The following is a 20368-nucleotide window of genomic DNA, read 5'->3' as shown; positions in this document are numbered from 1 at the left end:
AACACCCCTTTTGATCCTCCTGAGGAGCAGACATGCGCATCCGCGCCGCGATCGCCGCCAGCGCCCTGGCAACCACCATCGTCATGGGCGGTGCGAGCGCCACCCTGGCTCACGGCAAGGACCACAAGGACCGCCACCACCACTGCTGGTTCTTCGCAGGCTTCAAGGACGGCGAACCGGTCTTCAGCAAGGGCTGCGGCAAGGGCCGCAAGTAATCACGACCGGCAATCCGTCGGTGCCGGCCGCCACGACCACGTCGTTCGGCCGGCACCGGCGCATCTGTGCGGGACCGGACCTGCCCGGCCCCCGGCCCGCGCCCGTCAGGGCTTTCCGGCCGACAGCTCCGGGAGTGCGGACAGCGCCTGCAACCCCCTGAGGAAGCCGGACCGGTCCGCCGCCGGCAGCTGGGCGAGCAGCCGCTCCTCGCCCAGCTGGATCGCGGACTGTGCGGCATCCCGCAGCCGCCGCCCCTCGGCCGTGAGGGACAGCAGCCGCACCCGCCGGTCCCCGGGGTCGGGCTGACGGTGAATCAGCTCCCGTGCCTCCAGATCGTCGAGGACGGCGATGATGCGGGTCTTGTCGGCCCGGATGGCCTCGGCCAGCGCGGCCTGGGTGCGGATCGGCGTCTCGTCGAGGTGCAGCAGCACCGCATACGCCCACATGGTCAGGCCGTGGGCGTCGAGCACCGGCCGCTCGGCGGCCATCAGGGCGCGCCCCAACGGCACGACCATCGCCGCCAGGTCGGGACGGTGCGGCCGCCCTCCGGCTGTGGTGTCCCTGTCGGCTGCGCTCTTGGCCATGGTCACGAAAATACCCGTTGACAATTCGTATGCTCACGCAGATCGTAAGCACATGCATATCAATAAAGAGGCCGCGAGTACGGACACGGCCGCGGGTACGGGCCCGGATGGCGGCGGCGGGAGCCTGCACACCCTCAGGCGGCTCCACGCCCAGGCGGTCCAGGACAGCGTGGACCTCGTCCGCCGCACCACCCCCGGTGATCTGTCCCGGCCGACACCCTGCTCGGCATGGACGCTGGCCGATCTGCTCGCCCATATGACCGCCCAGCACCACGGATTCGCCGCGGCGGCGCTCGGCGACGGCGAAGACCCGGCGCACTGGACGGTCCGCCCCCTCGGCGACGACCCCGTCGCGCGGTACCACCAGGCCGCCGACAAGGTCGTCGCGGCCTTCGCGACCGTCGACACCCCCGACCGCCCGTTCGCCCTCCCCGAATTCACCACCGACCGGACCTTCCCCGCCCACCGGGCGATCGGCTTCCACCTCATCGACTACGTGGTGCACGCCTGGGACGTCGCCCGCACCCTGGACCTCGCCTACGACCCCGGCCCCGAACTCCTGCGGGCCGCCCTGCCGATAGCCCGCGCCGTCCCCGACGGCCACAACCGGCGCGCCCCCGGCAGCCCCTTTCGCCCCGCACTCCCGGCGCACGCCGACGCGAGCCCCCTGGCACACCTCCTCACCTCACTCGGCCGCTCCCCGGAATGGCGCAGCCCGGTGGCACCCGGCGCCGGTGCAGCAGAATGCTGAACCACACGTGCTGAGCCGCACCGTGGAGCGGAGCGCACCCGCCGACGAAGGGACGTCTCACGATGGGCACGAGCGCGGGAAGGGCCGCCACCGTGGACGGCGTACCGGAGGTACCCGTCATCGACATCACCGACTGGCACACCGGCACCGACGGCCACCGCGCGGCCATCGCGACGGCGATCGACCGGGCGGCGAGCACCGTCGGCTTTCTGCAGCTGCGTGGGCATGGGATCCCCGAGTCCACGGCGCAGGCCCTCGCCGACGCGCTGGACGCCTTCTTCGCGCTTCCCCTGGAGGAGAAGAAGCAGCTGCGTGCGCCGTCCCCCGACATCAACCGCGGCTACACCCCGCCACGCTCCGAGAAACTCAGCCTGAGCCTGGGCGTGCCCGCGGCCGCCGAGGACCTCTTCGAGGCCTTCAACGTCGGCTCCGAAGCGTCCGCCCACCCCGGCCTGGACCTCCCCGAGGCGCTGTACCCGGCCAACATCTGGCCGCCGCTGCCGGGCTTTCGCCGGGCGGTGGAGGAGTGGTGCGCCCAGGCCGGGGCCCTCGCCCGCCAGCTGACCGGGATCTTCGCGCACGCGCTGGGCCTGGGCGAGGGCTACTTCGTGCCGTTCACCGACCACTCCGTCGACACGCTGCGCATGAACCACTACCCGCTCCCTGACGAGGAGACCGTCATCGGCCGCGCCCGGATGGGGATGGGCGCGCACACCGACTACGGCATCGTCACCGTGCTGTGGGCCGACCGCGTGCCGGGGCTGCAGATCCTCGACACCCGCGGAGAGTGGCACGACGTACTGCCGGAGCCCGGCTGTCTGCTGGTCAACCTCGGGGATCTGCTGGCCCGTTGGACCAACGGCCGCTGGCTGTCGACGATGCACAGGGTCCTGCCGCCCACCGACGCCACGGGACGGCTCGTCCGGCGCCGCTCGGCCGCGTACTTCCACGACGGCAACTGGGACGCGGAGATCGGCTGCCTGCCCGGCTGTGTCCCGGCCGGCACCGAGCCGCTCTACCCGCCCACCACGGTCGGCGCGCACCTCGCCGCGAAGCTCGCCGGTTCCCGCGCGGGACGGCCCAACGAGAACGCGCCCCGCGAGGCCGCCCGCCTGCGCGCCGCCCGCGACGACTGACGCGCCGGCCCTGCGCGAGGCCCGGGCGGCCATGCGCCCCCGACCGCCTCCGCGCACCACCACACGCACCCTGGACGGGGACACCGCCCGTCCCTAGCCTCACGGCCCGTGACCAGCATCCCCCCGCCGCCCGACATCCTGTCCGCCCAGTTCGCGGCCGACCCGTACCCCGCCTACCGCATCCTGCGCGAGCACTATCCGCTCTTCCACGACAAGGGCATCGACAGCTACCTGATCTCCCGGTACGAGGACGTGGAACGGGCCTTCCGCGAGCCGGTGTTCACCAGCGACAACTACACGTGGCAGATCGAACCGGCACACGGCGGCCGCACCCTCCCGCAGATGAGCGGCCGCGAACACGCCGTACGCCGCGCCCTGGTGGCCCCCGCCTTCCGCGGCCGGGAGCTGCGCGAGACGTTCCTCCCGGTCATCGAGCGCAACGCCCGCGAGCTGATCGACGCCTTCCGCGACGCGGAGGAGACCGACCTGGTGGCGCGGTTCGCGACCCGTTTCCCGATCAACGTGATCGTCGACATGCTCGGTCTGGACCGGGCCGACCACGACCGCTTCCACGGCTGGTACGTCGCGGTCGTCGCCTTCCTGTCCAACCTCGCCCAGGACCCCGGCGTCGCGGACGCCGGCCGCCGCGCGGGCCGCGAGCTCGCCGCCTATCTGCACCCGGTCATCCGGGAACGCCGTGCCGCACCCGGCGACGACCTGCTCTCCAGGCTCTGCACCGCCGAGGTCGAGGGCGTCCGGATGAGCGATCAGGACATCACCGCGTTCGTCAGTCTGCTGCTGGCCGCGGGCGGCGAGACCACGGACAAGGCCCTCGGGCTGCTCTTCCGCCATCTGCTCGCCCACCCCGAGCAGCTCGCCGCGGTACGCGCCGACCGGTCGCTGGTGCCGGTCGCCTTCGCCGAGACGCTGCGCTGCACCCCGCCGGTCCAGATGATCATGCGTCAGCCCGCTGCGGACGTCACCCTCAGCGGCGGCACCGTCCCCGCGGGCGCCACGGTCACCTGTCTGATCGGTGCCGCCAACCGCGATGAGAGCCGGTACGCGCGGCCCGACGCCTTCGACGTCTTTCGCGCCGACCTCACCCCGGACAGCGCCTTCAGCGCCGCCGCCCGGCACGTCGCCTTCGGCCTCGGCCGGCACTTCTGCGTAGGCGCCCTGCTGGCCAGGGCCGAGGTCGAGACCGGCGTCAACCAGCTCCTCGACGCCTTTCCCGCCATGGACTTCGCGGACGGTACGGCGCCCGCCGACGCCGGGGTCTTCACCCGGGGGCCGAAACAGCTGCGGGTACGGCTGGCGGCCGGGTAGGGCCGGTGCGGCTCCCCGGGGGCCCGGTCAGCCGGTGCCGGGGAGCGGCCGCCGCAGGACGTACAGGCCGACGGCCACCGCCAGCACGATGACGCAGGCGGCGAAGGTCAGGCCCGCCCCGCGCAGGCCGAGCTCCAGGGTGAGCGCTCCGACCCCGACGACCGGCAGGGAGATGCCGAGGTAGGCGACGAGGAAGAAGGCCGAGATGGTGCCGCCGCGGTGCTCGGGCGGCGCCGCGCGGCCCACCGCGGTCAGTCCGGCGCGGAAGGCCAGCCCCTGGCCGGTGCCCCCGCAGACCGCGCCGATGACCAGGACGGGCAGGGCGACGACGGCCAGGGACGCGGCCACCAGCAGCAGCCCCGCCACCAGCACCAGACAGCCGACCGGCAGCGCCCGGGTCACGCCGATCCGTCCGGTCAGCAGCTGCCCGGCGGTCGAGCCCAGGAACACCGTGAAGACGATCAATCCGGCGACGGCCAAGTTCTGCACGCCCAGGGTCTGGCTGACGAAGGCGGGTGCGACGGCGGTGAACAGGCCCAGCAGCGCGAACCCGGCGAAGGCGGCGACCGCCGACGGAGCGAAGACCCCGCGCACCTCGGGCGGCACGCGCAGCCCCTGGGGCCGCAGGGCACGGGGCCGGTGGGGGTGCGCGACGGTCTCCGGCAGCAGCCAGGTCGCCACGGCCGCCACGGCCACCAGCACCAGGTGCACCAGGAACGGCAGGGCCAGCGGCCAGGGCGCGTACTGGGCCAGCAGCCCGGACAGCAGCGGGCCGCAGCCGAGGCCGCCCATGTTCGCGGCGGTCGCGGCGAATCCCGCGTGGCCTTCCTGGCCGGGCCTGGCCAGCTCCAGCACGGCCGCGGTGGCGGCACCGCTCAACAGGCCGGCGGCGAACCCGGACAGCACCCGCCCCAGCAGCAACAGCGGCAGCCCGCCCTCGAAGAGGAAGCACAGTGCGCTCGCCGCCGACAGCCCCAGGGCACACAGCAGCGCCGGGCGCCGGCCCGTCTCGTCGGAGAGGTTGCCCGCGAGGAAGAGAACGGTGATCACGCCGAGGGCGTACACGGCGAAGACCACGGTCACCATCAGCTCGGAGAAGCCCAGCTGCTCGCGGTAGAGCCCGTACAGCGGAGTCGGCAGGGTCGTACCGGCCATGCCGATGGCGAACACGCCCGCCGCCACCGGATAGCCGGGACGCCGCTGCCCGCTGCCGCGATCGGTGATCATGAGCTCAAACGTAGGCGCCGGCGGGCCGTGACGTCGAGGACCGCCGACGGGGAAAGCACGGTGCCCCCGCCCGGCGGGCGGGGGCACCACGAGCCGGGGCCCGTGCTCAGTGCTTGGCTGACGGAGTGTTGGCCGCCGTCACGTTCACCGCGGCCCAGGCCTTGTTCACCGTCTTGTACTCGGTGCTCCTGGCGCCGTACAGATCCTTGGCCGCGTGCAGGGTCGCGGTCCGGGCGTCGTGGAAGTCGGTGGTGGAGACCATGTACCGGGTCATCGCCCGGTAGAAGATCGCCGTCGCCTTGCTCCGCCCGATGCCGGTCACCTTGGAGCCGTCGAAGGTGGCGGAGTCGTAGGTCACGCCGCCGATCTTCTTCTTCCCGCTGCCCTCGGCGAGCAGGTAGTAGGCGTGCGAGGAGACACCGGAGCCGGCGTGCACCTCGGTGTCGTAGGACTCCTTCGACCAGTAGTCGACGGTTCCTTCGAGCTTGTCGAGGGACGGCTTGTCCAGGCGGCGCAGGAACTTCTGCTCCAGGCCGAGCTTCTCGCCCAGGAGGTAGTTCGGGGGGTTCTTCGGGTTGTTGGTGGCGAACTCCACCGCACTGCCGAAGATGTCCGCCAGCGACTCGTTGAGCGAGCCGGGTTCGCCGAACTGGTTGCCCTCTTCGTCGACGCGGGTGGGCCGCAGGCCCGCGGTCGCGTCGACGACGCCGTGGCTGAGCTCATGGCCGGTGACGTCCAGGACGACCAGCGGCTTGGTGAACGTCCGGCCGTCACCGTCGCCGTAGAGCATGCAGCCGCAGTCCGGGGACCAGAACGCGTTGCCGACCTTGTTGCCGAAGTGCACCAGGGCGCGCGCCCCGCGGCCGTCGTTCTTGATGCCCTTGCGGCCGAAGGTCTTCTTGTAGAAGTCCAGGGTGCTGGTGATGCCGTACTGGGCGTCCACGGCGGCGGTGGCACGGTTGCCCGTGGTGCCGTTGCCCCAGCGGTTGGTGGTGCTGGTGAACGCCTTGCCGCTGGTGAACTTCTCCAGCTCCTTGTCCCCGGCGTCCCGGGTCTCGGTGTTCCCCCGGGTGGAGTCCTTGAGGGTGTACGACTTCTTCGCGGTCCTGGTGGTGGACAGCGGCACACTGCCGACGAAGAACGACGAGCCGGTGCCCTTGGCCGCGGACGGATAGCCGGCGGCCCCGGCCGCCTGGTCCCCGGCGGGCGGAGCGGGGGCCACCAGCCCGGTCACCGGGTTGAGCCGCTCGCCCCGCTCGCGCAGCTTGTCCTTGAGGGCGGGGGAGAGGAACGAGTCGTTCTCCGGGGTGTTGCTGAGCACCGACCCGGTGGCGGCGTCGAGGACGACCGTACGGGCGCCGCCGGCCTCCGTGGTGCGGCTGTCGGCGACCTGCACCTGGTAGGCCAGCGTCGTCCGGTCGCCCTGGGCGGCCAGGACCAGTTCGGCCTCGCCGGCGTCGCCCTTCGCCACCGCGGCGGCCTTGGAGCGGGCCTGACCGGCCGACAGCTTCGGGTCGGTGGTGCGCACCTGGACCTCGTGGCGGAAGGCCCGGGTCACGCCCTCGTACGCGGAGTCGGCGGTCAGATGGATGACGAGGTCGCCGCCGAGCACCGGCAGTCCGCGATGGGTCCGGACGAAACGGACATGCTGCCGGCCGTCCGGGTCGATCATCGTGTCGACGGCCTTGAGGGTGTCCTGCTTGCCGACTCCGGTGGCCGGGGAGTGCGCCTGCGCCGCGCTGCGGGCGGCTTCAACGGCCTTGTCAGCAGAGGGAGTTGAGGAGGGGGCCGCGGCCGGCGGGGCCGCCGTGGTCGCGGCTGCGGTCGCCACTCCGGCCGTGAGGGTCGCGGCCGTGGCCACCGCGACGGCTATGGCCAGGCGGCGGCTGCGTATGTGGGGTCTACGCACTGATGGGGGTCCTTAGCGCTGTGGGGCGGTGGGCAGGCCAACCACCCGTACACGCGGTGCTGTTGCGCACCGCGGGGGCCGTGAGACCCCGCGCAAACCCTGTATGCCCTGGCATGGGCATGTAAAGCGAAATGATCAGTATTCGAGATTTGTCGTCGAAATTTGACAATTGGTCATGTTTGGGTAGTCACAAGGTGACCAATTGTGGTCTGTCTCAAGAGACCCGGAGAGGCGCGAAAGGGTTGCCCCACTGCCGCACCGAATTGCCGCACGGATCGCCGGGGCGATGCGCCGGGCTGATTCGGGGGGGCGATGCGCCGGGCCGATGCGCCGGGCCGATGGGCCGGGGGCGCGGTGCGCGCACGCTACGGAGCGGCGCCGTTATGCGCCGGGCGATGGATGACCTGGGGAGACAGGCGGGGCTACGGGGGCTACAGGGGCTACGGCGTGTCCGTCCCCGGCCTCACGGCGTGTCCGCCCCCGGCCTCAGGGAGTGTCCGCGCTACGACTCGCGCTGCCCGCGGGTCTGGGTCGGCTGATCCGCCGGAGCGGCCGCGCCCTGCGGATTGAAGAGCTCCTCCAGGGATGCATCGGCCCGCTCGCCGCCCCGTACGGCTTCGACGACGGCCTGGTGGAAGCTGCGGCTGGCCTCTTCGGACGGGCAGGGGACGGGGCTGCCGGCCATGGTGTACCAGTCCGAGGACCCGGTGTGCTGCACGGCCACATGGGCCAGGTTCTCCGACCAGGTCGTGTGGATGGTCAGGTCGCCGTTGATCACGCCGATCTCTTCCGTGCGAACCGCGCCGGGTAGGGCGTGGATCCCGACTGTGGTCCAAGATGCCCAGGTCATGATGTTCCCCTCGGCGACAAGGGCCCCGGCCGGCGGCCGGGCGCGGTGCCTCAAGTCTGGCACTAGCGGTGCGGCCGCGCAGCGTATGCGGGGCCGCGAATTCCGCCGGTGTCGGGATCGGTCCCCGGACACCGGCACCTCGGTCACGCTGTGGAGTCGGCGGGCGCCGCACGGGCGCCGTCCGTCAGCCCCGGCGCCTCCACGCGGCCCCGGCGCACACCGCCACACCACCCGCATACGTTTCCTCCTACGTTTCTCCTTCAACTAATCCGCCCCGGGGCCCGCCCCGCCCGCACCGGGCCTCGGCGCCGCCGTCCGCGCCGCCGTGCACCGGCTGCTCGACCACGACCGTGCGGGGCCGCGAAAACCGTCCCCGGCCGCCACGCAGTGGTCACCGCGTGCGGTATCGCGTCCCGCAGGCCGCCGCACGGTACCGCCCGGCTCGCCGAAGTACGGCGCCGGCCACGGGACTTGAGCTCAGTCGATGACCGTATGGAAGAAGGTGACGCCGGCGCCGAAGGCCGCGCCGCCGACCAGGGCCGCGGACGGCAGGGTGCCGCCGTTGAAACAGGTGAGGACCCCGGCGCCGATGGCGGTGAGGACACCCAGCAGAAGGATGACGGCGGCCCGCTGACTCAGCAGTGCGGATCTGTCCTGCGGCGCCGGACTGCCGTGCGCCGCCGATCCCGCGGGCCGTTCCGAACCGCCGTGTGCGGCCGGTCTGCCGTGCCGTGCCGCTCTGCCGTGCGGCGCCGAACTGTTCTGCTCTGCCGAAGAGTTGTGGAGTGCGGATCCGTTGTGCAGTGCTGATCTGTGCTCGGACACATCAACTCCGATCTGCGCGGGAGCGATGGCTCGCTCGTGCGGATGCTGATGCTCTGCTTGATCTTCTCATTTCTCGCCCCGCAAGGCCCGTATCACACGAGGAGATTCGGCGCCGGCATCGGCTGACGGGTGAGCGCGAGCATCGCCATGTCGTCGTCGCGCGGCCCGCCGGTCCAGCGCTCGATCTCCCGCGCCAGCAGATCGATGACCTCCCGCGGTTCCCGGAACGGTCCCAGGCCCCCCAGTTGTGCCGCGGGGTCGTAGAACGCTCCGTTGCGGTCGCGGGCTTCGGTCACGCCGTCGGTGACCAGCAGCAGCGTGCTGCCCGCGGGGAAGGGCCGGTCGGCCGGAGCCGGCCGGGCCCCGCCCAGCACGCCCATGCCCAGGGGGAGACCCGGCTCGCCGGTCTCCAGCGCGCGCACCTCGGAGCCGACGCAGAGGTACGGCGCGGGGTGCCCGCAGTTCAGCAGCCGCAGCCTGCCGTCCCCCGCAGGGATCTCGCAGATCAGGGCCGTGACGAAGCCCTCCAGCCGGACCTCCTCGGAGGTCTGCTCGCTCTCCCGCAGCAGCGCGCGCTCCATCCGGTCGGCCAGCTCCGCCAGCTCCGGCACCTCCTGGGAGGCCTCGCGGAAGGCGCCCAGCACCACCGACACCGCGCTGACCGCGCCCAGTCCCTTGCCGCGCACGTCGGCGATCAGCAGCCGGACGCCGAACGGGGTCCGCTGGACGGCGTAGGCGTCGCCGCCGATCCGGGCCTCGCTCTGGGCGGCCTGGTAGCGCGCCGCGATGGCCAGCGGACCGATGCGCTCCGGCGGTGCGGGCAGCACGGCACGCTGGGCGGCCTCCGCGACCGTACGGACGACGTCCAGATGGCGGCCGTGGCGGGCGATCACCCGATTGACCCCGACCCCCATGAGCGCGGCGAAGAGCGTGTTGGCGAGCTCCAGGTGGCCCACGATGTCGTCTGCGGTGCCGTCCTTCACCGTCAGCGCGAAGACGCCGCACACGATGGCGAGGCCCACCGCGAGCGTGTGCCGCAGCGAGAGCAGCGCACCGGCCGTCACGCTGGCCGCCGTCAGCATGGGATCGCCCCAGTACTCCTGCGGAGACAGCGCGTTCCACACGAGCCCGCTGACGACCAGGGCGCCCGGGGCGAACCGGACGTACCGGGGCCATCGGGGGGAGGACGGCGGGATCGGAACGTCCCTCATACGGCGCGGCCCCGGTCCCGGGCGCTCAGCGGTGCTCGGGGTTGGCGGAGTCCGGGCGGCAGCCGGCGTCCCACGCGGTGCGCTGGTTGCCGTGCGCCGGGATGCCGCCGGCCCGCTTGAGCATCGCCGCGATATGCATCAGGTTCCACGTCATGAACGTCGTGTTGCGGTTGGTGAAGTCGTTCTCCGGGCCGCCCGAGCCCGGGTCCAGGTACGAGGGACCGGGCCCGGCCTCGCCGATCCAGCCGGCGTCGGCCTGCGGCGGAATGGTGTAGCCGAGGTGCTGGAGGCTGTAGAGGACGTTCATCGCGCAGTGCTTGATCCCGTCCTCGTTGCCGGTGATCAGACAGCCGCCCGCCCTGCCGTAGTAGGCGTACTGGCCACGGTCGTTGAGCACGCTGGAACAGGCGTAGAGCCGCTCGATGACCCGCTTCATCACCGAGCTGTTGTCGCCGAGCCAGATCGGCCCGCAGAGCACCAGGACGTCGGCGGCCCGCACCTTCGCGTACAGCTCCGGCCAGGCGTCGGACGCCCACCCGTGCTCCGTCATGTCCGGCCACACCCCGGTCGCGATGTCATGGTCGACGGCCCGCACCACCTCGGTGGTCACACCGTTGTCCGCCATGAGCCCGCGGCTCTTGTCGACCAGCCCGTCGGTGTTGCTCGTCTCCGGGGAACGCTTGAGCGTGCAGTTGACGAACAGGGCGCTCAGGTCGTCGTAGCGGTACGTGGGGGCCATCGGTAACTCCTTGTGCGGGACGGACGCACCCTCGCCCCCAGCCTTCAGCCACCGGAACCCGCGGGCCACCGGGACGGCCCGAACGTGTGTCATTCCCCGGGCCGCGGCGGCACCGGATCGCCGCCGTCCCGTGCCCGTGTCGTCCGCCGGTGCCCACCCCCGTCCGGATAGCGTCGGCGCCGGGCAGCGCGCAGGAGGTGGACGCATGACCGTATGGCCGGCCGTGCTGTTCGCGCTGCTCGCGGCGGCCAGCAACGCTCTGGCGACGGTGCTCCAGCGCCGGGCCGCACGCACCGTCCCGCTCTCCGCCGGGCTGCGCCTGGGCCTGCTCGTCGATCTGCTGCACCGTGCCGCCTGGCTCGGCGGGATGCTCGCGGTCATCGCCGCCGCCTGCTTCCAGGCGCTGGCGCTGTCCCGCGGCGCGCTGTCGGTGGTCCAGCCCCTCTTCGTCCTCGAACTGCCGCTGACCCTGCTGATCGGGCGGCTGCTCCTCGGCGGGCGGATCTCCCGCGACGGCTGGAGGGGCGTGGCGCTGATCGTCATCGGCCTCGGATCGGCCCTCGCGGCCGCCGCGCCGACCCTCGGCACCGAACAGGCCCCGTTCAGCCGCTGGGTCCCGGCCCTGGTGGTCTGCGCCGCGGTGATCGCCACGGCGGTCGGCGCCGCGCTGCGCCGGGGAGCGGGCGGCGTACGGGCGGCCTGCTTCGCCGCGGCCGCGGCGGTCGGCTATGCACTCACCGCGGCCCTGATGAAGGACGCCACCCGCACCTGGGAGACCGGCGGCCCCGGCGCGTTCTTCGCGTCCTGGCAGACCTACGGCTTCGCGGCTGCCGGAGTGCTGGCGCTCTTCCTCTTCGAAAACGCGATGCAGTCCGGACCGCTCACGGCCTCACAGCCGGTGCTCACCCTCGGCGACGCCCTGGTGAGCCTGTCGCTGGGCGTCACCCTCTTCGACGAACGGGTGCGGACCGGCTGGTGGCTGCTCCCCGAGGCGCTGGGCATCGCCCTGGTCCTGTGGGGCGCCGTACTGCTCTCCCGCAGCGCCCTGGCCCGGGACCTGGTGGGTGCCCGGGAAAGGGCGCCGGCTGACCACGAGTGACCGTCTCCGGCACGGATCGTTTCCCGGTGGTGAACGACATCCTCACCGCACACACCCGCAGCGCGAACGGCGGCACCGCACGGCCCGTCGCCACGAAGACCCTCGCCGCGAAGTCCGCCACCGCCGCGGCGCTGGCCCTCTGCGCGCTGGCAATGGGCGGACTCGCCCACGCCGACGGCCACACCATGCCCGATGTGACGGGCAAGGGCCTGGTCGAGGCCTTCCAGGCGCTGGACTACGACACCGGGATCCAGTTCAAGGACGGGCGCGGGGCGGGCCGCCATGTGCTCTGGCCGTCCTCCTGGAAGGTCTGCGACCAGACCCCGGCGCCCGGCACGCCCAGGGCGGACCGCAAGGTCACCCTCACCGTGGTCAAGGACGACGAACAGTGCGGTTCCGGCGCGGAGTGAGCAGCTCCGGAGGATTCCCTTGCGCCCTGCCCGCGGCCGGCGCCCGGCGCGCACCGGTTTGGCGGACCCGCCCCCGTCTACGTACAGTTCCGCCGAAGCAAGAGAAATAGAACGTACGATCCCAGGGAAGCGGCAGCGGCGATGACGGTGACCGAAACAGGCCGGGCCGATGGCGCGGGTATCGACTCGGAGCGGATGGCGGTCTGCCTGAGCGTGCTCGAAGAGCTGGACGCGCTGCCGCTCGACCACCCCGACGCGATCGCCATACGCCGCGCCACCGCCGGCATCTACCGCAAGGTCAAGCAGCGCCGACGCCAGGAACGCCGGGCGGCGAAGACCGCCAACGACCGTGCGGTGACCGCGGCCACCGCCACCGGAGCGCCCGGCCGGATCGACGACGAGACCCAGGGCCTGGCCCTCACCAGCTCGGTCAGCACGGAGATCGCCGGAATCCTGGAGCGCCCCCGGTCCTGCTACGTCTGCAAGTCCCGCTACACCGAGGTCGACGCGTTCTACCACCAGCTCTGCCGGCCCTGCGCCCAGGAGAACCGGGCCCGCCGCGACGCCCGTACGGACCTCACCGGCAGGCGCGCGCTGCTCACCGGCGGCCGCGCCAAGATCGGCATGTACATCGCGCTGCGGCTGCTGCGTGACGGCGCCCACACCACGATCACCACCCGCTTCCCGAACGACGCCGTCCGCCGGTTCAAGGCGATGCCGGACAGCGCGGAGTGGCTGCACCGGCTCAAGATCGTCGGAATCGACCTGCGCGACCCGGCCCAGGTCATCGCGCTCGCCGACGAGGTGAGCGCACAGGGCCCGCTCGACATCCTGATCAACAACGCCGCGCAGACCGTCCGCCGCTCGCCCGAGGCGTACGGGCAGCTGCTCGCCGCCGAGTCCGCGCCCCTGCCCGCCGGGGAGCTGCCGGCCTCCCTCGTCCTGGGCCACTTCGGCAGCGGCGCCCCCGCGGCCCTCCCCGCCGCCCGCCCGGCCACCCCCGGCGCGCTGACCGCCGAGGACGTCACCGCGCTCGCCCTGACCACCGGCTCCGCCTCGCCCGCCCGGATCGAGGCGGGCACCGCGATCGACGCGGGCGGTCTGGTGCCGGACCTGCACGCGACCAACAGCTGGATCCAGAAGGTGGACGAGGTCGACCCGGTCGAGCTCCTGGAAGTCCAGCTGTGCAATATGACCGCGCCGTTCCTGCTGGTGAGCCGGCTGCGCCCGGCGCTCGCCGCGGCCGCCGCGCGCCGTAAGTACGTGGTCAACGTCTCCGCGATGGAAGGCCAGTTCAGCCGCGGCTACAAGGGCGCAGGACACCCCCACACCAACATGGCCAAGGCCGCGCTGAACATGCTCACCCGCACCAGCGCCCGGGAGATGCTGGAGACCGACGGCATCCTGATGACCGCCGTGGACACCGGCTGGATAACCGACGAGCGCCCGCACCCCGAAAAGATGCGGCTGGCCGACGAGGGCTTCCACGCCCCGCTCGACCTGGTCGACGGCGCGGCCCGGGTCTACGACCCGATCGTCCGCGGCGAACTCGGCGAGGACCTGTTCGGCTGCTTCCTGAAGGACTACGCGCCGACCGCCTGGTGAGCCCCGGGCTTCAGCCGGGCGCGGGCAGGGCGCTGCGCAGCCGCTCCAGCAGCGCCCTGGCCGCCGGAGTGGCCGGGCCCTTCGTCCGCCAGGCCAGCGCGACCCGGCCGCGCGGCTGCGGCCCGGTGATCCTCAGCATCCGCAGCCCGGACTCCGCCGCCTCCGCCGGCACGGCCGGAATCACCGCTACGCCGAGACCGCGGGCGGCCAGCTGTGCCAGCACCGGCGGGGCGGCCGCCTCGAAGGCGATCCGGGGCCGGAAGCCGGCGTCCGCGCAGGCGCGCTCCAGCACGCCGCGCAGGCCGGTACCGCGCGGGAGGCTGATCAACGGGCGGTCGCGCAGCGCGGTCAGCGGGACGCTGCTGCGTCCCGGGGGCGCACAGAGCGGATCGTGGGGCGCAACGGCGGCGACCAGCGGCACATCGATCAGGATCTGCAGGGAGACCCCCTGCGGCGGCTCCTCCTGCGCGAGACCGATCACCGCGACATCGAGTTCGCCGGCGTGCAGCGCGGCGAGCATCCGCTCCGAAGTGTCCTCGGTGAGGGAGATCTCCACCTGCGGGTGGTCGTCGTGGAAATCGGCCAGCAGGGAGGGCACGTCGAAGGCACCGATGGTGGCGCCCGAGACCAGCCCGATCGCGACCCGGCCGCGCAGCAGTCCGGTGAACTCGTCGACGGTGTGCCGGATGCCCTCGACGGCGGCGAGCGCGGCCCGCGCGGCGGCGAGCACCGCCGCACCCACCTCCGTCACCGTCACCGAACGGCCGGAGCGGTCCAGCAGCGGCTGACCGAGCTCCCGTTCCAGCTGCCGGATCTGGGCGCTCACCCCTGGCTGCGCCAGATGCAGACGAGCCGCGGCGCGGGTGAAGCTCGCCTCCTCCACCACCGCGACGAAGTACTGCAGCTGCCGGAGTTCCATGGGCCGGATTCTAGAACTCCCGGTTATGGGCCGGAGAACCACCAGCTCTTGGACTTATGGCAGCCAGAGCAAGATCCTTGTAGCCATGGACATCAAAACGGCGATCGCGGCCGAACGGCGGGAGCTGGCCGACCTGTTGACGGGGCTGACGGACGAGCAGTGGGACGCGCCGACGCTCTGCGCGGGCTGGCGGGTGCGGGAGGTCGCGGCCCATATGTCGATGGGATTCCGCTACTCGTTCCCCAAGGTGGCCGCCGAACTCCTCAAGGCGGGCGGCAACATCAACAAGGTGGCCGACCGGCTCGCCCGCAAGGACGCGGCCGGCGCTTCGACGGGCGAACTCGCCGCCTTCCTCCGGGACAACGCCCACCACCCCTGGACGCCCCCGGTCGGCGGACTCGCCTCCGCGCTGGGCCACGACGTGGTGCACGGCCTCGACATCACCGTCGCCCTCGGCCTCGACCGCCGGGTCCCCGAAGACCGGGTGCGCCTCCTCCTGGAGCACGTCACCCCGAGGTCCGCCAGGTTCTTCGGCGCCGACCTCGGCGGCGTCGCCCTGCGCGCCGACGACCTCGACTGGTCTTTTGGCGCCGGCGCGCCGCTGTCCGGCGCCGCCCAGGACCTGCTGCTGGTCGCCTTCGGCCGCAAGCTCCCCGCGGGACGCCTCCGCGGGGAGCCGCAGCACCGGTTCATGGCCGGCTGAGGCGCCGGTCCGGCCCGGGTCAGCCGGCCAGACCGTGCCGGGCCAGCAGCGGCCCGATCTCCGGATCGTGCCCGACCACCGCGCGGAACGCCGCCAGCGGATCGACGCTGCCGCCCTTGGCGAGCAGCTCCCGGCGGAAGATCTCACCGCTCTCGCGGACCGTCTTGCCGTTCTCGCTGAACCAGCGCACCGCGTCGGCGTCCAGCACCTCCGCCCAGCGGTAGCCGTAGTACCCGGCCGCGTACCCGCTGGTGAAGATGTGGGCGAAGTAGCCGGTGCGATAGCGCGGGGGGATCGACGTCATGGCGAGACCAGCGCGCTCCAGGGCGGCCGCCTCGAACGCCTCGGCGTCGCCCTCGCCCGGCAGCTCACCGTCCGCGCACAGGGTGTGCCAGGCCCAGTCCAGCACCGCGGCGGCCTGGTGCTCCACCATCCGGAAGCCCGCGCCGAAGTTCTCCGCCTCACGCAGCCGGGCCGGCAGGCCGGCCGGCATCGGCTCACCGGTGACATGGTGCCGGGCGTAGTGGGCCAGCACCTCGGGCCAGTCCGCCCACACCTCGTTGACCTGCGAGGGGAACTCGACGAAATCGCGCGGCACCTGGAGGCCGGACAGCAGCGGATAGCGGACGTCGGAAAACAGACCGTGCAGCGCATGCCCGAACTCGTGGAACAGCGTGGTGACCTCGCTCCAGGTCATCAGCACCGCCTCGCCCTCCGGCGGCTTGGCGATGTTGAGGTTGTTGACCACCACCGGCTTCTGGCCGAGCAGATGGGACTGGACCACCAGCGAGTCCATCCAGGCGCCGCCCCGCTTGGACTCGCGGGCGTGGAAGTCACCGATGTACAGCCCGAGTTCGCTGCCGTCGGCGTCGTGCACCTCGAAGACCCGGGCGTCCGGGTGGTACGCCACCAGATCGGGGCGCTCGGTCAGGGTGATCCCGTAGACCAGCCGGGCGGCGTGGAAGACACCGTCGCGCAGTACGGTCTCCAGCTCCAGGTAGGGCCGCAGCGCGGCCGCGTCCAGGTCGAACCGCTCCTTGCGGACCCGCTCGGCGTAGTACTGCCAGTCGGCGGCGTGGATCTCCGCGACGCCGGCGGCCTCGGCCAGCGCCGCGGCCTCGCGCTCCGCGCTGGCGACGGCGGGCGCGGCCAGCCGGGCGAACATGTCCTCGACGGCGCCGGTGGTGCCGGCGGTCCGGTCCGCGAGCTCCCAGTCGGCGTGGCTGGCGAAGCCGAGCAGGGCGGCGCGCTCGGCGCGCAGCGCGGCCAGCGCGACGGCGACCGGGCCGTTGCTGTCGCTGCCGCGCCGGAGCGAGGCATCGAGCAGGCGCGCGCGCAGCGCGGGGTCGTCCAGCGCCGCGAGCTCCGTCTGGTTCGAGAAGTTCTTCAGGCTGAGCACGAACTTGCCCTTGTGCCCCAGGGCATGGGCGTTCTCCGCGGCCGCGGCGATCTGGTCCGGCGGCAGCCCGGCCAGCTCCTCGGCGTGGTCCAGCACCAGTGCGGCATCGGCGGTGGCGGCGCGCAGATTCCTGCGGAACTCGGTGCTCCGGGCGGCTATCTCGGTGTTCAGCTCCCGCAGCCGGCGCTGCTGCTCGGGGGCGAGGCGTGCGCCGGCCCGGACCCGGAGCGTGTGGTGGCGCTCCAGCAGCCGCAGCTGCTCCGCGTCCAGCCCGAGCCGTTCGCGCTGCTCGAAGACCGTGTCCAGCCGGGCGAACAGAGCGGAGTCGAGCAGCAGCGCATCGTCGTGGGCGGCCAGCCGGGGCACGATCTCGGCCTCCAGCGCCTGGGTCTCCTCGTCCGTGTCCGCCGCCGCTTTGTTGAAGAACACCCGGCGGACCCGGCCCAGCAGCGCACCGGTGCGCTCCACCGCCTCCACGGTGTTCTCGAAGGTCGCCGGCTCGGCGCGGCCGGCGATCGCCGCGACCTCCGCCAGCTGGTCGGCCATTCCGCGCTCGAAGGCGGGCAGATAGTGCTCGTGCCGGATCCGCGCGAAGGGCGGCAGCTCGTAGGGCAGCTCACTGGGTTCGAAGAAGGGGTTCGCCATCACGGGCGTCGACCCTACGCCCGGGAGCGGCGCCGGGTCCGGCAGTCACGGAATACGGAAGGGAGGGCGCCGGATACGGTCGGCCGGGCCCCTCTCCGGGAAGCGACGTGGGGCCATTCGTGGTGTCATCGAAGGCGAGGCAAGCAACACTCCTGAGACGGGAGGAACCATGGCCGGCAAACTGCGAGCCCGAGACATCATGACCGGCGGCGTGCGCTGCGTGGGTGCGCACGAGTCGCTCTACGACGCGGCCAAGATGATGCGCGACCTCGACGTCGGGGCTCTGCCCATCTGCGGCGACAACAACAAGCTGACGGGCATGATCACCGACCGCGACATCGTCGTCACCTGTTGCGCGGAAGGAGTGGACCCGGCGAGCGTGCAGGCCGGTTCCCTGGCCGGAGAACTGCACTGGATCGACGCTGACGCGGATGCCACCAAGGCGCTGGAGACGATGGAGAACAACCACATCAAGCGCCTGCCGGTGATCGACGTGAAGGGCGGCCACCGCCTGGTCGGAATGATCACCGAGGCCAATGTCGCCAAGAACCTCAACGACAAACAGATCGCGGAGTTCGCGACCCGCGTGTACGCGACCGCCTGAGAATCCGCGCAGACACGCCCTGGCGCACCGGCGAACTGGAGTCGGGAGAGCTTCAGCCCGGCGCGCCCCCGGCGCGGGGACTGCCTGATAGCGGGCCGATGCCGGCAGGTAGCCTGCACCGGTCAACATCACGTTGACCTCTGTCAGTGCAGTCAACCATGGGGGACCTCAGCCGTGTCCGCACCGCCGCCCTACCAGAACCAGCCGCCGCAGCAGCCCTACGGGTATCCGCCGCAGCAGCCGTACGGGCAGCAACAGCCGCAGCAGCCGTACGGTCAGCAGCCCCCGCAGCCGCACGCGTACCCGCAGCAGCGGGGCGGGCAGCAGCGGCCGCCGCAGCGGAGCCCCCTGCGCGGGCTGATCACCGCCGTCGTCGTGCTGGCCGTCTTCGGCGGCGTCGGCTGGTACGTGTGGAACTACAACACCGATCCCAACGGCGGCAAGGCGAAGGCGGAGGCCTCGGCGTCCGCGCGGGCCAAGGAGGCCGAGAAGCACAATCCGGATGTCGGTGACTGCGTCAAGGTCCAGGACCCGAACGGCACCCCGGTGCCGACGATCGTCGACTGCAGCTCCGCAGAGGCCGAGTACAAGATGGTGGAGCGGCTGTACGGCGCCGGCCAGGAGTGCGGGCAGAACGGGAAGCGCGCCGACTACGGCATCGACTATTCGGGCCGTCGTCGCAGTGGCGGCAGTTACACACTCTGCTTCACCAAGGTCTGACCTGACCCGCTGAGGCGGGCACCCCGTTCGAACGGCGCCGCGGGGCCGGTCCGGCTCACCTCGTCCGGCGAGGCGGGGTGTTCCCGGGCCGGTCCGCTCGCGCGGGCAGGCCGTCCGCGGCGCCACGGACGGCCTGCAACCCACCGCTGGGGAATACCCGGGTATTCCGCTACGGGTCTCAGAACGGGTTTCGGATCGGGACTACTTCGTGTTGCGGAGCGCGACTACTTCGTGCTCGTTTCGTGCGCACTTCGCGCCGAATTGACGCTCAGTGGGAATTGCTGCGCGGTACCGCGAGGCGGGTGCCGGGGAAAATGAGGTCCGGATTCTTGCCGATCACCTCGCGGTTCACCCGGTGGAATTCCTGCCAGCGGAATCCAAACGCGGAGGCGATACCGCTGAGCGTGTCCCCGGTGTTGACGACGACGGTGCTGCCGTGGGCGCTGCGGTGCGGGCGCGGCTTGTACCGCTTCTGGTGGAACTGCGGGTGCCGCGGCGGCTGGTGGGCCGGCGCCTGGGCCGCCCGCTGTGGTGCCGGGCGGGGGGTGGTGACCCGCGGTGCGGTGTGCCGGCTGGCCGAGTTGAGGCCGAGCCGGGCCGAGCAGGCGGGCCAGGCGCCCCATCCCTGCCGGGCCAACACCCGCTCCGCCACGTGGATTTGCTGTGCCCGGCTCGCGTGCGCAGCCCGTGCCCCGTACGCCCGGCCGCCGAACGAACGCCAGGTGGAGTGGGCGAGCTGCAGCCCGCCGGAGAACCCGTTGCCGGTATCGATACGCCAGTTGCCTCCGCTCTCGCACCCGGCCAGCCGGTCCCACGTCCCGCCTGCCGCCGCCTCGGCCGGCTGCTCGGCCGCCACGTTCAGCGCGCCGGCCGCCAGCAGTACGGCCGCCGCCGTGATGCCCCGGACCCCGTAGCTCCGGAATTCGTTCCGGTCGGTCGACTCCGATACCTGCGGAAATTCCATGCGTTTGCTCCCGTCGCTTGCCGCGCAGTTCCCTGGCGGCCATTCAGGAAACGTGACGCCTTGTCGGAAATCGCGTTCGAGTGGTGCCCGTACCGCGATTTCCGTGCGGCGCCATGAATTCGACGGGGACGAGACAACCACGCACCGAGTTCGCATCGGCAGAGCGCGCGGTAGCGCCGCCGCGGCTCGCCCTGCCCCCTTGCCTCCGGAGCACGGGCATGCCTGCCCACGGCGCACCCGCTCTGACGGGCGGGGGCGCACCCCTCATGCCGTAGGCGCATGCCTCCCCGGGGCCGGGTGATCGTTCACCCGCCGCGGGGGTGTCCGCCGAGCGCATCCGGGGCGCTTGGTGCATGCGCTGCGCAGGCACGCACGCACCGCGCACGGACCTCTGGGCAGTGCAACGGCTCGTCCTGGCCCGGTGCGACGGTGCAACCACCCGTCCTGCCGGGGCAGTTCGGAACGGGCCGGGCCGGGACCGGAGGGGCGCGGCATGCGGTGTGCGGCCCGAGTCGGCCGCCGCGCG

20 protein-coding genes are annotated in these 20368 nt (G+C 72.4%); 10 read left to right on the top strand and 10 right to left on the bottom strand.

Annotated elements, in window-relative coordinates; all coding sequences use genetic code 11:
* Nucleotides 1–32 precede the first annotated feature (32 nt).
* Nucleotides 33–215, top strand: coding sequence for a hypothetical protein (locus ACWD6P_RS18805; protein ID WP_451445223.1), 183 nt, complete (start codon nucleotides 33–35; stop codon nucleotides 213–215).
* A 105-nt stretch (nucleotides 216–320) separates the two neighbouring features.
* Here the strand turns inward: ACWD6P_RS18805 and ACWD6P_RS18800 are convergent, their stop codons facing one another.
* Nucleotides 321–800 carry a MarR family winged helix-turn-helix transcriptional regulator gene (locus ACWD6P_RS18800; RefSeq protein ID WP_451445222.1) on the bottom strand — a complete coding sequence of 160 codons (480 nt, stop codon included), beginning with the start codon at nucleotides 798–800 and terminating at the stop codon, nucleotides 321–323.
* A gap of 52 nt (nucleotides 801–852) precedes the next feature.
* On the opposite strand from ACWD6P_RS18800, the gene ACWD6P_RS18795 reads away from it, so the two are divergent.
* The 3 genes from ACWD6P_RS18795 (at nucleotide 853) to ACWD6P_RS18785 (ending at nucleotide 4013) form a co-directional block, all read left to right on the top strand.
* Entirely contained in the window at nucleotides 853–1551 is a 699-nt protein-coding gene (locus ACWD6P_RS18795) for a TIGR03086 family metal-binding protein (protein WP_451445221.1), read from the top strand.
* 62 nt (nucleotides 1552–1613) lie between these two features.
* Nucleotides 1614–2687, top strand: coding sequence for an isopenicillin N synthase family dioxygenase (locus ACWD6P_RS18790; protein WP_451445220.1), 1074 nt, complete (start codon nucleotides 1614–1616; stop codon nucleotides 2685–2687).
* Nucleotides 2688–2795: 108 nt separating this feature from the next.
* The gene (locus ACWD6P_RS18785) at nucleotides 2796–4013 is read left to right on the top strand and encodes a cytochrome P450 (RefSeq protein ID WP_451445219.1); all 1218 of its coding nucleotides are present in this window, start codon (nucleotides 2796–2798) and stop codon (nucleotides 4011–4013) included.
* A 27-nt stretch (nucleotides 4014–4040) separates the two neighbouring features.
* Here ACWD6P_RS18785 and ACWD6P_RS18780 read toward each other — a convergent pair whose 3' ends face one another.
* The 6 genes from ACWD6P_RS18780 to ACWD6P_RS18755 all read right to left on the bottom strand — a co-directional run bounded on the left by ACWD6P_RS18780 (nucleotide 4041) and on the right by ACWD6P_RS18755 (nucleotide 10774).
* Nucleotides 4041–5240, bottom strand: a complete 1200-nt coding sequence (locus ACWD6P_RS18780; RefSeq protein ID WP_451445218.1) for an MFS transporter — start codon at nucleotides 5238–5240, stop codon at nucleotides 4041–4043.
* Between the two features lie 106 nt (nucleotides 5241–5346).
* The gene (locus tag ACWD6P_RS18775; protein WP_451445217.1) at nucleotides 5347–7149 is read right to left on the bottom strand and encodes a M4 family metallopeptidase; all 1803 of its coding nucleotides are present in this window, start codon (nucleotides 7147–7149) and stop codon (nucleotides 5347–5349) included.
* Between the two features lie 502 nt (nucleotides 7150–7651).
* A complete protein-coding gene (locus ACWD6P_RS18770; RefSeq protein ID WP_451445216.1) occupies nucleotides 7652–7999 on the bottom strand; it encodes a hypothetical protein in 348 nt (115 codons plus the stop codon).
* A gap of 477 nt (nucleotides 8000–8476) precedes the next feature.
* Nucleotides 8477–8824 carry a hypothetical protein gene (locus tag ACWD6P_RS18765; RefSeq protein WP_451445215.1) on the bottom strand — a complete coding sequence of 116 codons (348 nt, stop codon included), beginning with the start codon at nucleotides 8822–8824 and terminating at the stop codon, nucleotides 8477–8479.
* Between the two features lie 92 nt (nucleotides 8825–8916).
* Nucleotides 8917–10035, bottom strand: coding sequence for a PP2C family protein-serine/threonine phosphatase (locus tag ACWD6P_RS18760; protein WP_451445214.1), 1119 nt, complete (start codon nucleotides 10033–10035; stop codon nucleotides 8917–8919).
* Nucleotides 10036–10060: 25 nt separating this feature from the next.
* A complete protein-coding gene (locus tag ACWD6P_RS18755; protein ID WP_451445213.1) occupies nucleotides 10061–10774 on the bottom strand; it encodes a flavodoxin family protein in 714 nt (237 codons plus the stop codon).
* A gap of 205 nt (nucleotides 10775–10979) precedes the next feature.
* On the opposite strand from ACWD6P_RS18755, the gene ACWD6P_RS18750 reads away from it, so the two are divergent.
* The 3 genes from ACWD6P_RS18750 to ACWD6P_RS18740 all read left to right on the top strand — a co-directional run bounded on the left by ACWD6P_RS18750 (nucleotide 10980) and on the right by ACWD6P_RS18740 (nucleotide 13888).
* On the top strand, nucleotides 10980–11873 hold the full coding sequence (locus ACWD6P_RS18750; protein WP_451445212.1) for a DMT family transporter: 894 nt from the start codon (nucleotides 10980–10982) through the stop codon (nucleotides 11871–11873).
* 26 nt (nucleotides 11874–11899) lie between these two features.
* The gene (locus ACWD6P_RS18745; protein WP_451445211.1) at nucleotides 11900–12283 is read left to right on the top strand and encodes a PASTA domain-containing protein; all 384 of its coding nucleotides are present in this window, start codon (nucleotides 11900–11902) and stop codon (nucleotides 12281–12283) included.
* A gap of 141 nt (nucleotides 12284–12424) precedes the next feature.
* Nucleotides 12425–13888, top strand: a complete 1464-nt coding sequence (locus tag ACWD6P_RS18740) for an SDR family NAD(P)-dependent oxidoreductase (RefSeq protein ID WP_451445210.1) — start codon at nucleotides 12425–12427, stop codon at nucleotides 13886–13888.
* Nucleotides 13889–13898: 10 nt separating this feature from the next.
* Here the strand turns inward: ACWD6P_RS18740 and ACWD6P_RS18735 are convergent, their stop codons facing one another.
* Complete coding sequence (locus ACWD6P_RS18735) at nucleotides 13899–14807, bottom strand: LysR family transcriptional regulator (protein ID WP_451445209.1); 909 nt, start codon at nucleotides 14805–14807, stop codon at nucleotides 13899–13901.
* An 85-nt stretch (nucleotides 14808–14892) separates the two neighbouring features.
* Between ACWD6P_RS18735 and ACWD6P_RS18730 the strand changes: the two genes are divergently transcribed.
* The gene (locus ACWD6P_RS18730) at nucleotides 14893–15510 is read left to right on the top strand and encodes a maleylpyruvate isomerase family mycothiol-dependent enzyme (RefSeq protein WP_451445208.1); all 618 of its coding nucleotides are present in this window, start codon (nucleotides 14893–14895) and stop codon (nucleotides 15508–15510) included.
* 19 nt (nucleotides 15511–15529) lie between these two features.
* Here ACWD6P_RS18730 and ACWD6P_RS18725 read toward each other — a convergent pair whose 3' ends face one another.
* Nucleotides 15530–17554, bottom strand: coding sequence for a M3 family metallopeptidase (locus ACWD6P_RS18725; protein WP_451445261.1), 2025 nt, complete (start codon nucleotides 17552–17554; stop codon nucleotides 15530–15532).
* Nucleotides 17555–17723: 169 nt separating this feature from the next.
* Here ACWD6P_RS18725 and ACWD6P_RS18720 point away from each other — a divergent pair, with 169 nt between their 5' ends.
* Both ACWD6P_RS18720 and ACWD6P_RS18715 read left to right on the top strand, forming a co-directional pair.
* Nucleotides 17724–18158: a CBS domain-containing protein gene (locus tag ACWD6P_RS18720; protein ID WP_451445207.1), complete on the top strand. Its 435-nt coding sequence runs from the start codon at nucleotides 17724–17726 to the stop codon at nucleotides 18156–18158.
* Between the two features lie 174 nt (nucleotides 18159–18332).
* On the top strand, nucleotides 18333–18878 hold the full coding sequence (locus tag ACWD6P_RS18715; protein WP_451445206.1) for an LppU/SCO3897 family protein: 546 nt from the start codon (nucleotides 18333–18335) through the stop codon (nucleotides 18876–18878).
* Nucleotides 18879–19146: 268 nt separating this feature from the next.
* On the opposite strand, the gene ACWD6P_RS18710 is transcribed toward ACWD6P_RS18715, so the two are convergent.
* Nucleotides 19147–19842 carry a transglycosylase family protein gene (locus ACWD6P_RS18710; protein ID WP_451445205.1) on the bottom strand — a complete coding sequence of 232 codons (696 nt, stop codon included), beginning with the start codon at nucleotides 19840–19842 and terminating at the stop codon, nucleotides 19147–19149.
* Nucleotides 19843–20368 lie beyond the last annotated feature (526 nt).

The sequence above is a fragment of the Streptomyces sp. NPDC002446 genome, from assembly GCF_053595675.1.
The sequence above is the reverse complement of the archived record's forward strand: the minus strand, read 5'-3'. Positions and strand labels throughout refer to the sequence as shown.